The sequence below is a fragment of the Oceanicola sp. S124 genome, assembly GCF_000220565.1.
Lineage (GTDB): Bacteria > Pseudomonadota > Alphaproteobacteria > Rhodobacterales > Rhodobacteraceae > Pseudooceanicola.
Genome location: NZ_AFPM01000161.1, coordinates 1 through 11,845, shown reverse-complemented (window position 1 = coordinate 11,845; position 11,845 = coordinate 1). Strand labels below are relative to the sequence as shown.

Genomic DNA, 11,845 nt, shown 5'->3' with positions numbered 1-11,845 from the left:
GGCGCGATGGTCGAGATCAGCTCCAGCGCCCTGAGCGCGGTCCCCCTGCGAGGCCAGCAGGCCACGGGCGACGCGGCTGGTTTCCTCGCGGGCGGCGTCGTCGGGCATGGTCAGGCGGGCCTGCATCGCGGCACGGGTCAGCCGAGAGCGCAGGCCCTTGCGGCGTTCGATCATCGACAGGGCCAGCGCGGCCTCGCCGTTTTCCCAGGCGCCGACGGCGCGGCGAGACATGCGGCGCGACCAGGCACCGGCCAGCACCAGGCGCCAGATCTTCCACAGGATCAGCGCCACGGTGACGACCGAAAGGGCAGCAATCGCCCAGATCGCCGGTCCGCCGTTGATCAGGAATTCCATTGCGCGGTCATAGGCTCCGGCCAGGCCGCTGCGCGGCTCGGGCGCGGCCTCGGGCAGCGGTTCGGCGGTCAGCTCGGCCGCCGGCTCGACGCCCTCGGACAGCAGCGGGTCGACGCCCTCGGTCAGGTTGGCAGGCGCTTCGACACCCTCGGCGAGGGTCGCGGGCGCTTCGGCACCTTCCGCAACAGGGTCTTCCGCCTGCCCGGAGGTCTCTGCGGGCGCCTCGGCACCGGTGGTCTCACCAGCCCCGTCCAGGGCGGGAGCGGCGGCACCTTCGGGGGCGGCATCGGCACCGGGCAGCGTGATCGCGCCCTCGGAGCTGCCGTCGGGTTCACCCAGAACAGGCGCCACCAGGGTGTCGACCTGCGGCGCGGTCTCTTGCGCCGCGAGCGCGCCAGCCATCATCGCCGAAAGGACCAAAGCGGGAATAACTGCCTGCCGTGCCTGCCGAATTGCCATCTTGTAACTCCTATCCAGCTGTCCGTCGGATGTCCCATCCGAGGTCAAAGCCAGTTCCTGCCGCCGCGACGAGGTCGTCGCTAGTCTGCTCGCGCGCCCCTGGGTCGGGGGACTGAGAACCCCTCGCCGGGAGCGCGCGCCGTGGTCCGGTTGGCACCTGGGTCCGCACAGGGCGGCCCAGCACGGCTGTGCCGGCATCATGGGCGGGACTTATGATAACCTAGTAATACAGTCAACTATATTTCCACCCCGGCGCTGCAACGCGGCGAAAGCGGTTGTGCCTGCTCAGACCAGCACCACCGGGTGGCCCTCGTGCAGCGAGACCTCGGCATCGGTGCCGAAGACGTCGCGCAGCAGGGCATCGGTGACCACCTCGCGCGCAGCGCCATTGGCGGCGATTCGACCTTCGTGCATGGCGACGATCCGGTCGGCGAAACGGGCGGCATAGTTGATGTCGTGCAGCACGATGACCACGGTCTTGCCGTCCTCGTCCGCCATCTGGCGCAGCAGCCGCATCAGGCTGCGCGCCCCGGCGATGTCGAGATTGTTCAGCGGCTCGTCCAGCAGCAGGTAGTCGGTGTCCTGGGCGAAGGCCATGGCCACGAAGGCGCGCTGGCGCTGCCCGCCCGAGATCTCGTCGAGGAAGCGGTGCCGCATGGGGCCGAGGCCGAAGCGCTCGATGGCGCTTTCGACGATGGCGCGATCCCCCGGGCCGGGGCGGCCCCGGTGCCAGGGATAGCGGCCGAAGCCGACCAGTTCCTCGACCCGCAGCCGGGCCGATACATGGGTGCTCTGCGCCATGATCGCCAGGTGGCGGGCCAGCTCGCGGTCGCTGACCTCGCCGATCTTCATCGCGTCGATGTGGATCTCTCCCTCGCGCAGCACGGCCAGCCGGGCGATCAGCGACAGCAGCGTCGACTTGCCCGCCCCGTTCGGCCCGATCAGCGCGGTGATGCCGCCCTTGGGGATGTCCAGCGAGATATCATGCAGGATCGGCGCCGGGCCGATCTTGTGAGAGACATTGCGGATGCGGATCATGCGCGTCTCCGTTTCAGCAGGAGGAAGAGGAAGAGCGCCCCGCCGACGGCCTCGACCACCACCGAGATCGGCGTGGCAAGGCCCATGACGCGCTCGAGCAGGGTCTGGCCGCCGACCAGCACCACCGCGCCGGTCAGCGCGGCGCAGGGCAGCAGGATGGCGTGGCGCTCGGTCGGGGTGATGACATGGGCCAGCGCGCTGACGATCAGGCCGAAGAAGGCCGCCATCGGCCCGACGAGCGCGGTGGCCGAGGCGACCAGCACGCAGATCAGCACCAGGGCGATGGACTGGCCCCGGCGCGGCGCCTCGCCCAGGCCCAGGGCGATCTGGTCGCCCAGCCCCAGCACGTCCAGCCGCGACCGCATCCGCCACGCCGCCCAGAGCGCGGGCAGCGTGACCACGGTGGTCAGCACCAGCAGCAGCGCGTCGACGGTATTGAACCGGGCATAGGTCACGGTGGTGACCACCGAGAATTCGGTCGGATCGATCAGGCGCTGCACGAAGTTGGTGGCCGAGCGCAGGAAGACCCCGAAGATGATGCCGGTAAGCACCAGCCGCATCATCTCTCCGCGCGCGCCCCGGCGCAGCAGGGTGAACAGCACCAGCCCGAGCAGCGACATCAGTCCGACATTGACCGCGAAGAGAAGCAGCGCGGAGAGGCCGGCGTAGTCCGCCGAGCCCATCATGAAGATCAGCACTGTCTGGATCATGATGAAGAGCTGATCGAAACCGATGATCGAAGGCGTCAGGATGCGGTTCTCGGTGATCGTCTGGAACAGCACCGTCGCCACCGACAGGCTGGCCCCGACCAGCACCAGCGCCGCCAGCTTCTGGCCCCGGAAGGGCAACAGGAAGCTCCAGGAGCCGCGTGCGTTGACGGTCATGTAGAGCAGGCAGGCCAGCGCCAGCGCGAGGGCCAGCCAGATCAGACGTCTAGCCATGGGCGCGCTCCCGGTAGAGCAGGACCAGGAAGATCGCGGCCCCGGCCACGCCGACCAGGGTCGAGACCGGGATCTCGTAGGGGGCGCGCAGCACCCGGCCCAGGATATCGGCGGCCAGCACCAGCAGGGCACCGGACAGGGCCGTGACGGGGATCGCCCGGCGCAGATTGTCGCCCATGCGGCGGGCAACGATATTGGGCACGATCAGCCCGACGAAGGGAATGGCGCCGAGGGTCACGACGACCATCGCCGTGGTGATCGAGACCGCCACCAGCCCGGCGCCGGTCACCACCTTGGTATTCAGCCCCAGACCCCGCGCCGCATCCTCGCCGAGGCTCATCACCGTCAGCCGGTCGGCGATCAGCCAGCAGGCGGCGGCGGCCAGCCCGGCCAGCCAGAGCAGCTCGTAACGCCCCGCAAGGACGCCGGACAGCTCTCCGGTCAGCCAGGTGCCGACGAATTGCAGCATGTCGGTCTGGAAGGCGAAGAAGGTGACCAGCCCCTCGATCAGCCCGCCATAGATCAGCGCCACCAGCGGCACCAGCAGCGGCTGGGTCGGCGGCAGCGGGCGCAGGATCATCAGCAGGCCAAGCGAGCCGATCAGCGTGGTCATCGCCGCGATCGACATCTTCGCCCAGATGGCGGTGGCCGGGAACAGCAGCGTGGCGATCAGCACGCCCATGGCCGCAGACTGCCCTGCCCCCGCGCTCATCGGTTCGACGAAGCGGTTGCGGGCGAGGATCTGCATGATCTGCCCCGAGACCGCCAGCGCCGCCCCCGCGAGGATCGCCGCCAGGGTGCGCGGGATACGGCTGACCAGCAGCAGCCTCTGCCCCTCAGGGTCATGCAGGAAATCGCCGAGCGTCACCGGCACGGCGCCGATGAACAGCGACAGAACGGCAAGCGGCCCCAGCAATGCCGGGGCCGCAAGACAGAGCGGGATCGCAGGGCGTTTCAGGGGAATTACTCCGTCAGGCCCGCGGTGATTTCGTCCAGCACGGTCATGATCGAGGTCGCGCCGCCGCTGCTGATGTAGATCTCGGGGGCCGACAGGAAGAGCACGCGGCCCTCGGCCCAGGCCTTGGTGCCATGCACCAGCTCATTGTCCAGCGTGGCCTTGCCGCTCTGGGCGTCGGCGTTCACCGCGGTGCCGCGGTCGACCACGATCAGCGTGTCGGGGTTGATGTCGGCGATGAACTCGAACGAGACCGCCTCGCCATGGGTCGAGGCTTCGATGCCCTCGGCCGCCTCGGGCCAGTCTAGCGCCGTGTGCAGCCAGCCAAAGCGCGAATCCGCGCCGTAGGTCGAGACCTTCGGGCCGTTGGTCAGCACGATCAGCGCCTTGCCGCCATGGGCTGCGACGGCCTCTTTCGCGGCGGCCAGCCGGGTCTCGATCCCGGCCGTGATCTCGGCGGCCTTCTCTTCTTCGCCCAGCAGGGCACCGAAGGCCGCAAGCTGTGCCAGCCCGTCGGCGATCGCATCCGGGCCGACGGTCATGTCGGCGACGGGGGCGATGCCTGCCAGCGCGTCCTTCTGCTTCAGCGAGCGGGCGCCGATCACGATCAGGTCGGGCTGCATCGCGGCTACGGCCTCGAAGTCGGGCTCGAAGAGGGTGCCGACCGTTTCCGCATCCTGCACCTGGGCCGCGATGTTCTCGACGTAGATCGGGTTCGGCACGCCGGCAGGCGCATGGCCGAGCGCGGCCAGCGTATCGACCGATGCCAGTTCGTAGGCGACGATGGTTTCCGGCACGGCGGTCAGCTCGAGGGGGCCATCCGAGGTCTGCAGGGTCACCGGCTGGGCCTGGGCGGCCAGCGGGACCAGCACGGCAGCGGTGAGTGCGACGGGGCGCAGGGCACGGGCTAGGGCAGTATCGAACAGGCGCATGATGGTCTCCGGGCTCTCTTGGAATGCCGCGCGGGCGGTGCCTCGCGGGTGGGCTGACGGTGGTCGCACCGGGGCTATCCGGTTGTTTCGGAACGGTCAAGAAATTACCTTAGTGAAAGAATCGGAGAAAGGGTCCGCAATGCCGGCAGCCAAGAGCACCTTCGAGACCGGGAACGGCTCGAAATACCTGCAACAGCTCCTCAAGCACTTTGCCCACAAGGTCGAGGTCGAGTATGACGAGACCGATGGTCGCGCCGCCCTGCCCACCGGGCCAGCGGTGCTGAAGGCCGACGAGACGGGCCTTCACATGCATGTGACCGCCGGCGATGCCGAAGGTCTGGCCCGCGCCAAGCACATCATCGAGGACCACCTGGTGCGCTTCGCCTTCCGTGAGAACCTCGAGAAGCTGGACTGGGTCGAGGCCTGAGCGGCCCCGGCGATGGATCGGGCGAAGGCCTGAGCTTGCCTGGACTGGCAGCAAGGACGGTGGATTGCATCCACCCTAGGCGGCGGCACGGGCAGGAGGCCCCTGCCCCGCGTCGCCCCGGCAGCCGGGCGTCGCCCCGTTCCGGGAGCAGGTGCAGGCCCGTCGCCCCGCACGGGGATGCCTGTGCTCGGGCACCTGCTCGGGGACCTGTTCGGGCACCTGCGTCGATGACGGGCACCGCGACCGCCGAACGCCCCGTTTCACGTCACTCTCGGCCATGCGACGGCGCCTGCCGGGCCCGGCGGATCCCAGAGCAGTCTGCTCGCCCATGCGTGCCGGACCGGCGTTCACGGTCGGGCTCTGCGGGGCTGGGACCTTGTAGACCGGACCTTTCAGCGTGGGGGCTTCTCAAGACCTCAGCCAGATCAGGGCGGTGCGCCCCGCAGCCAGGCCCCGTGCCACAGGACGACGAGACCGCGACATTTGCATTGCGGAGAGGACGCAGAGAACCGCCGGCGCCGCCCGTCATCAGGATGGACCCGGGGCGTCACTCGTCACATGACACCGCCAAGGGGCTGCGCCCTGGAGGGGCTCCGCGCTCTGCTCAAGGGACCGGCGCGCGCAATCCGCGTAGGGTGGATGCAATCCACCTTCCTCCGCACGACCACCCGCCCCTCGCCCGGCGGTCACAGGGCGCCAGCCGGGGTCCTCCGCCCCAGACCGAACGGGATGGCGCAGAGAGGCCCCCTCAGAACGCCTTGAAGGTCAGCGTGGTCAGCGTCCGCTCGATCCCCTCGATGCCCTTGAAGCACTCGTCGACGAAGAAGCCGATGTCGCTGCCCTCTGGCGGGTAGACCTTCAGCAGCAGGTCGAAGTCGCCCGAGGTCGAGTAGAGCTCGGAGTGGAATTCGCGCAGGAGGATCGCATTTGCGACCTCGTAGGTTTTCCCCGGCGTGCAGCGGATCTGGATGATGAGCGGCGTGGTCATGGGTCGTCCTTTCGCGTGACTTGGCCGGAGATTGCGCCGGGCGGCGGTCAGGTGCAAGCGGGGAACAGCCGCCCGAGGTCGCCGGCAGGTGGGTTGACACCCACCCTACGCACTGCGCGCCCCTTTGCGCGGACTGCAAACCCGGTCCGCGCCCGCCCCTGCCCCGCGGGGAGGGTGTAGCGGCGATGTCGGAAGATGAATGCCCGGCGGCGTGCAGGTCTCGACAAGCCCAAGCCGGTCAAACGTCCGGTGCGCCCCCGGGGTCAGGCGCGGTCCCGCGCGCCTTCGTGGCAGGTGTCCGCCAAGGCCGTAGGGTGGGTGAAACCCACCTTCCCCTGAAAGAGCCGCCACCACCTCCGGCTGGAGCTCCGCCCGTTCGCGCCTCAACCCTCCCCCAGAGGGTTTGCCCTTCGGGACTGACGCTCACCGCCTCAGCCCCTCGCCCGGAGGCTTTGCCGGGCTGCGCCCGGACCTCCTGCTGGGGCTCCGCCCCGTTCGCACCTCAAACCCTCCCCCGGAGGCTTTGCCGGGCTGCGCCCGGACCGGTGCTCACACATGCAGATACCGTTCCTTCACGCCACCCGCATCGGCCAGCAGATCCGCGTTCAACCCCGTCCAGACCACCTGGCCCTTCTCCAGCACGTAGTGGCGATCCGCGAAGCGGCTCAGCGCGTCGGCATTCTTGTCGATGACCAGGATCGAGGCGCCCTCATCGCGGATGCGCCCGAGACAGGACCAGATCTCTTCCCGGATCAGCGGCGCCAGGCCCTCGGTCGCCTCGTCCAGCACCACCAGCCGCGGATTGGTCATCAGGGCGCGGCCCACGGCCAGCATCTGCTGCTCGCCGCCCGAGAGCTGGTCACCCATGTTGCGCCGCCGCTCCTTCAGGCGCGGGAACAGCGTCCAGACGGCCTCAAGCGACCACGGGCCGCCGCGCCGGGCGGTGGCCACGAGGTTTTCTTCGACCGAGAGATTGGGGAAGACCTGACGCCCCTCGGGTACCAGCCCCAGCCCGGCCCGGGCCCGCGCATGGGCCCCGGCCCGGGTCATGTCCTGCCCGTCGATCTCGATCCGCCCGCCGCGCACCGGCAGCAGGCCGAACAGCGTCGACACGATGGTGGTCTTGCCCATGCCGTTCCGCCCCATCAGGGTGACGACCTCGCCAGCGCCGACCTGAAGATCGACCCCGAAGAGCACCTGCGCCGCACCGTAACCGGCCTCAAGGCCCTCGATCCGCAACATCAGGCGTCCTCCCCCAGGTAGGCCGCGCGCACGGCCGGATCGGCGCGCACCGCCTCGGGGCTGCCGGTCGCCGCAATCGCCCCGTAGACCAGTACCGAGATCCGGTCGGCCAACTGGAACACCGCGTCCATGTCATGTTCGATCAGCACGATGGTCAGCCGGGACTTCAGGCGCTGCATCAGGGCGATCAGCCGCTCGGCCTCCTGCCCGCCGGTGCCCGCCAGCGGCTCGTCCAGCAGCAGCAGGCGCGGCTTGGTCGCCAGCGCCACGGCCAGCTCAAGCTGGCGCTGCTCGCCATGGGACAGCGCCTGCGCCTGCACCGAGGCGCGATCCGCCAGCCCGACTTCCTCAAGCGCGGCGCGGGCCTGGGCGTTGGTGATCTCTTCACCGCCTGCATCGCGCCAGAACCGGAACGAGCTGCCCGAGCGCGCCTGCACCGCCAGCGCCACGTTCTCCAGCACGCTCATGCCCGGCAGCAGCGCGGTGATCTGGAAACTGCGCGCCAGCCCCCGCCGCACCCGCGCGGCCATGTCCAGATGGGTGATGTCTTCTCCGGCATACAGCACCTGCCCGCTGTCCGGCGCCAGCTGGCCGGAAAGCTGGGCGATCAGCGTCGTCTTGCCCGCGCCATTGGGGCCGATCACGGCGTGCAGCTCTCCCTCGGCGACCGAGAGCGAGACACCATCCGTCACCGCCAGCGCGCCGAAATTCTTCCGCAGCTCGCGGATTTCCAGCAGGTCAGCCATTGCCGCGCCCTCCGATCCCCAGCCGTTTCGCCAGCCCGGTCAGCCCGTCGGGCGAGAACAGCACGACCAGCACCAGCACCAGCCCGAACCCCAGCCGCCAGTGGTCCGAGAAGATGGCCAGCACCTCTTCCAGCCCGACCGCCACCAGCGCCCCCGCGACGGCGCCGGTCAGCGTGCCGATGCCACCGAAGACCAGCATCACGATCAGCTCTCCCGAGCGGTGCCAGCCCATATAGGCGGGCGAGACATATTCCGTCAGGTTCGCCAGCAGCACCCCCGCGACAGAGCACAGGCAGGCGGCGATCACATAGGCGACAAGCTGGTAGGGGAAAGGCCGGTAGCCCATGGCCTGCATCCGCAGGGCGTTCTCGCGGGTGCCCTTCAGCACCCGCCCGAAGCGCGATCCCGTCAGCCGGTAAAGCCCGGCATAGATCGTCATCAACGCGCCAAGGGTCACGTAGTAAAGCGCCATGTCGCCCTCAAGCGAGACCCCCAACAGGGAAGAGCGCGCCTGCAAGGCCACCCCGTCATCTCCGCCGAGAGAGCTTTGGGCAACGAAGAAGAAATAGGCCATCTGGGCGAAGGCCAGGGTGATCATGATGAAATAGACGCCCTTCGTGCGCAGGCTGATCGCGCCGGTGACCAGCGCGAAGCCCGCCGACATCGCCATGCCCAGCAGGATCTGCGCCAGAAGGTCCGACAGGCCCCAGCGGGCGCCAAGCGCCACCGCATAGGCGCCGAAGCCCAGGTAGGCCGCATGGCCGAAGCTGACCATGGCGCCGTAGCCCAGGATCAGGTCCAGCGACAGCGCGGCGATGGCGAAGACCAGCATCCGGTTGGCGACCACGGTCAGGAAGGGATCGCCCAGGGCCGTGACCACGGGCGGCACCAGCGCCATCAGCAGGAACAGCGCCAGCGCGGCTTTCAGGCGGGGGGCAAGCGGGCTCATTTCGCCCCCTTCCGTCCGAACAGCCCCGTGGGCGACCAGAACAGCACGGCCGCCATCAGCAGGTAGACCAGCATCGGCGCCAGCATCCGGCCGGTCTGGGCGGCGGCGGAAGGGTCCATCACCATGCGCAGCCAGATCGGCCCGAAGGTGCGGCCCACGGTATCGACGACACCGACGAGGATCGCCGCAAGGAAGGCGCCCCGGATCGAGCCCACGCCGCCGATGACGATCACCACGAAGGTCAGGATCAGGATGCTTTCCCCCATCCCGGGATCGACCGAGAGGATCGGCGCCACGATGGCCCCCGCGAACCCGGCCAGCATCGCGCCGAAAGCGAAGACCAGCATGAACAGCCGCGAGATATCGACACCCAGCGCCGCCACCATGGGCCGGTTGCTGGCGCCCGCGCGCAGCAGCATCCCCACCCTTGTGTGGTTGATCAGCGCCCAGAGCCCCACCGCGCTGGCCAGCCCGGCGGCGATGACGGCGATCCGGTAGACCGGGTACTTCAGCGGCCCGGCCAGCGGCACCGAGCCCGACAGCAGCTCGGGCATGTCCACGTTCAGCGGGGCCGAGCCCCAGAGGATCCGCACCCCTTCGCTCAGCATCAGGATCAGCCCGAAGGTCGCCAGCACCTGATCCAGATGCGAGCGGTCGTAAAGCCTTCGGAAGACGAGGAATTCCAGCACCAGCCCGAAGATCAGCGTGGCGGGCAGCGCCAGCATCAGGCCCAGCCAGAAACTGTCCGTCAGCCCGGCGAAGGTGGCCATCAGGTAGGCCCCCACCATGTAGAGCACCCCATGCGCCAGGTTGATGAAATCCATGATCCCGAAGACCAGCGTCAGCCCTGCGGCGACGAGGAACAGCAGGATGCCGAACTGCGCGCCGTTGAGAAGCTGCAGCAGGAAGAGATTGGTCACGGCAGTCTCCGAAAGCGAAGGGGCCGGGTCAGACCCGGCCCCGCCTGCACCCCGTCAGGGATGCTTACATCTTGCACTGGTCGACATAGGCGTCGGCGTAGGCCTCGTAGACGGTCTCGACGATCTGCGTCTGGTACTTGCCGTCCTCGCGCTTCACCGCCTCGGCGAGGTAGAAGTTCTGCACCGGGAAGTGGTTGGACGAGAAGCTGAAGTCGCCCCGGACCGACGAGAAGTCCGCCGCCTCCAGCGCCGCGCGCAGGGCGTCCATGTCGGTGACATTGCCGACGGCCTTCACGGCGCTGTCGATCAGCATCATCGAGTCATAGCCACCGGCGGCGTAAAGCGCCGGGACATAGTCGTACTTGGCCTCGAAGGCCTCGACGAAGGCCAGCGAGGCGGGCACGTCCAGCGAGGGCGACCAGTTGGTGCCCGACAGCATGCCCACGGCGGCGTCCTGTTCCGCCGGCAGGGTGGTCTCGTCCACGGTGAAGGCGGTCATCAGTGGAATGCTCTTCAGCCCGGCCTGGTCGTACTGCTTGACGAAGTTCACGCCCATGCCGCCCGGCAGGAAGGCATAGACCGCCGAGGGTTGCAGCGCGGCGATCTGCGCCAGCTCGGCGGAATAGTCGAGCTGGCCGAGGGGCACGTAGAGCTCTGACGTCACGGTGCCCTCGAAGACCGACTTGAAGCCGTTCAGGCTGTCCTGCCCCGCCTGATAGTTGGGCGCCAGGATGAAGGCATCACCGATGCCGGTGTCGTTCATGTGCTTGGCCAGCACGGTCGGCATCTGGTCGTTCTGATAGGCCACGCCGAAGAGGTTCGGGTGGCAGTTCTCGCCCGCATAGACCGAGGGACCGGCGTTCGGGCTCAGCAGGAAGGCGCTTTCGGTGATCGGGCCTGCAATGGCGCCCATCACGTTCGAGAAGATCGGGCCGATGACGAATTGCACGCCGTCCCGCTCGACCAGCTCGCGGGCCTTCTGGGCGGCCACGTCGGGCTTGCCTTCCGCATCGACGACGAAGATCTCGGTCTCCATGCCGCCGACCATGCCCAGTTGCTCGGCCGCCAGCAGGGCCCCGTCGCGGGCGTGTTCGCCCAGCACGGCGGGCGGGCCCGAGGTGGTGGTCAGGATGCCGATCTTCAGGGTCTCGGCATGGGCGGCGGGCGCCATGGCGGCGCTCAGCATCAGGGCTGCGGTCAGCTTGGTGCGGTTCATCTCTGTCTCCCCGTTGGCGGAGGCCCTTTCGGGCCCCTCATCTGTCGCGGCAGATCAAACCGGGCAATCGCCCGGCTTGCAAGGCAAAACCTCGCCGATCCGGGGCGCGTGGCGCGGCTAGCCGAGGAAAGCCTCGACCAGCGGCGAGGCGGGGGCGGCCAGCCCCTCGACCACGTCGAAATGGTGACGGCGGTTCTCGATCACCCGGGTCAGGCCAGCCACCCGCCCGTCCCAGGCCTCGGCCATCAGCCCCGCCTGGCGCAGGAACTCGGGCCGTTCGGCGCCGCCGACCCAGACCGTCACCGACACCCCCGGCAGGGGCGCGGCCAGCGCCGGGCTTTCGGCGCGCGCCTCTGCGGCGTCCAGTCCCAAAACCGCGTTCATCGGGCTGAGGCGCAGCGGGCGCAGGTCATGCAGGCCCGAGATCGAGACCACCCGCTGCAGCCGCGTGGCCACCTCGGGGGACAGCGGGCCTTCGGCGCAGGCCATGCGCAGCGCCAGATGGCCCCCCGCCGAATGGCCCGCGATGCGCAGCGGGCCGGGCACCCGCGCGGCGGCAAGGGCCACCGCCTGCGCCATCTCCCGCGTCATCTGCGAGATCCGCGCCTGGGGCGCCAGCGTGTAGGAGGGGATCGCCATGGCCCAGCCCCGCGCCAGCGCGCCGGCAGCGATATGCGA

The 11,845-nt window shown here is 69.1% G+C and carries 13 protein-coding genes; 1 reads left to right on the top strand and 12 read right to left on the bottom strand.

What is annotated here, in order from left to right; genetic code table 11:
- The 5 genes from OS124_RS24440 to OS124_RS0111500 form a co-directional block, all read right to left on the bottom strand.
- Positions 1-813 (bottom strand): hypothetical protein (locus tag OS124_RS24440; RefSeq protein ID WP_138919510.1); only part of this gene is annotated, 813 nt, incomplete at its 3' end.
- A 285-nt stretch (positions 814-1,098) separates the two neighbouring features.
- Positions 1,099-1,851, bottom strand: a complete 753-nt coding sequence (locus OS124_RS0111515; protein WP_010139777.1) for an iron ABC transporter ATP-binding protein — start codon at positions 1,849-1,851, stop codon at positions 1,099-1,101.
- The gene (locus OS124_RS0111510) at positions 1,848-2,792 is read right to left on the bottom strand and encodes an iron chelate uptake ABC transporter family permease subunit (protein ID WP_010139776.1); all 945 of its coding nucleotides are present in this window, start codon (positions 2,790-2,792) and stop codon (positions 1,848-1,850) included. The genes OS124_RS0111515 and OS124_RS0111510 overlap by 4 nt, the downstream gene beginning before the upstream one ends.
- Positions 2,785-3,708, bottom strand: a complete 924-nt coding sequence (locus OS124_RS0111505; protein ID WP_010139775.1) for an ABC transporter permease — start codon at positions 3,706-3,708, stop codon at positions 2,785-2,787. Before OS124_RS0111505 ends, OS124_RS0111510 begins: the two co-directional genes overlap by 8 nt.
- Positions 3,709-3,755: 47 nt before the next feature.
- Entirely contained in the window at positions 3,756-4,679 is a 924-nt protein-coding gene (locus OS124_RS0111500; RefSeq protein WP_010139774.1) for a siderophore ABC transporter substrate-binding protein, read from the bottom strand.
- Between the two features lie 139 nt (positions 4,680-4,818).
- Here OS124_RS0111500 and OS124_RS0111495 point away from each other — a divergent pair, with 139 nt between their 5' ends.
- Complete coding sequence (locus OS124_RS0111495; protein WP_010139773.1) at positions 4,819-5,106, top strand: DUF2218 domain-containing protein; 288 nt, start codon at positions 4,819-4,821, stop codon at positions 5,104-5,106.
- 748 nt (positions 5,107-5,854) lie between these two features.
- Here OS124_RS0111495 and OS124_RS0111490 read toward each other — a convergent pair.
- From OS124_RS0111490 to OS124_RS0111460, 7 genes are all read right to left on the bottom strand, one after another.
- Complete coding sequence (locus OS124_RS0111490) at positions 5,855-6,094, bottom strand: Lrp/AsnC ligand binding domain-containing protein (protein ID WP_010139771.1); 240 nt, start codon at positions 6,092-6,094, stop codon at positions 5,855-5,857.
- 549 nt (positions 6,095-6,643) lie between these two features.
- Positions 6,644-7,336, bottom strand: coding sequence for an ABC transporter ATP-binding protein (locus OS124_RS0111485; RefSeq protein WP_010139770.1), 693 nt, complete (start codon positions 7,334-7,336; stop codon positions 6,644-6,646).
- Positions 7,336-8,082, bottom strand: coding sequence for an ABC transporter ATP-binding protein (locus OS124_RS0111480; protein ID WP_010139769.1), 747 nt, complete (start codon positions 8,080-8,082; stop codon positions 7,336-7,338). Before OS124_RS0111480 ends, OS124_RS0111485 begins: the two co-directional genes overlap by 1 nt.
- A complete protein-coding gene (locus OS124_RS0111475; protein WP_010139768.1) occupies positions 8,075-9,031 on the bottom strand; it encodes a branched-chain amino acid ABC transporter permease in 957 nt (318 codons plus the stop codon). The genes OS124_RS0111480 and OS124_RS0111475 overlap by 8 nt, the downstream gene beginning before the upstream one ends.
- The gene (locus OS124_RS0111470) at positions 9,028-9,951 is read right to left on the bottom strand and encodes a branched-chain amino acid ABC transporter permease (RefSeq protein ID WP_010139767.1); all 924 of its coding nucleotides are present in this window, start codon (positions 9,949-9,951) and stop codon (positions 9,028-9,030) included. Before OS124_RS0111470 ends, OS124_RS0111475 begins: the two co-directional genes overlap by 4 nt.
- Positions 9,952-10,015: 64 nt before the next feature.
- Entirely contained in the window at positions 10,016-11,167 is a 1,152-nt protein-coding gene (locus OS124_RS0111465; protein ID WP_010139766.1) for an ABC transporter substrate-binding protein, read from the bottom strand.
- Positions 11,168-11,284: 117 nt separating this feature from the next.
- The coding region (locus OS124_RS0111460; protein WP_010139765.1) for an alpha/beta hydrolase fold domain-containing protein at positions 11,285-11,845 on the bottom strand (561 nt) is incomplete at its 5' end.

Bases quoted from the DNA above. Each gene is read 5' to 3' on its own strand.
- OS124_RS0111485 (WP_010139770.1), bottom strand. From the start codon at position 7,336: ATGTTGCGGATCGAGGGCCTTGAGGCCGGTTACGGTGCGGCGCAGGTG.
- OS124_RS0111475 (WP_010139768.1), bottom strand. From the start codon at position 9,031: ATGAGCCCGCTTGCCCCCCGCCTGAAAGCCGCGCTGGCGCTGTTCCTG.
- OS124_RS0111500 (WP_010139774.1), bottom strand. From the start codon at position 4,679: ATGCGCCTGTTCGATACTGCCCTAGCCCGTGCCCTGCGCCCCGTCGCA.
- OS124_RS0111515 (WP_010139777.1), bottom strand. From the start codon at position 1,851: ATGATCCGCATCCGCAATGTCTCTCACAAGATCGGCCCGGCGCCGATC.
- OS124_RS0111465 (WP_010139766.1), bottom strand. From the start codon at position 11,167: ATGAACCGCACCAAGCTGACCGCAGCCCTGATGCTGAGCGCCGCCATG.
- OS124_RS0111490 (WP_010139771.1), bottom strand. From the start codon at position 6,094: ATGACCACGCCGCTCATCATCCAGATCCGCTGCACGCCGGGGAAAACC.
- OS124_RS0111510 (WP_010139776.1), bottom strand. From the start codon at position 2,792: ATGGCTAGACGTCTGATCTGGCTGGCCCTCGCGCTGGCGCTGGCCTGC.
- OS124_RS0111495 (WP_010139773.1), top strand. From the start codon at position 4,819: ATGCCGGCAGCCAAGAGCACCTTCGAGACCGGGAACGGCTCGAAATAC.
- OS124_RS0111480 (WP_010139769.1), bottom strand. From the start codon at position 8,082: ATGGCTGACCTGCTGGAAATCCGCGAGCTGCGGAAGAATTTCGGCGCG.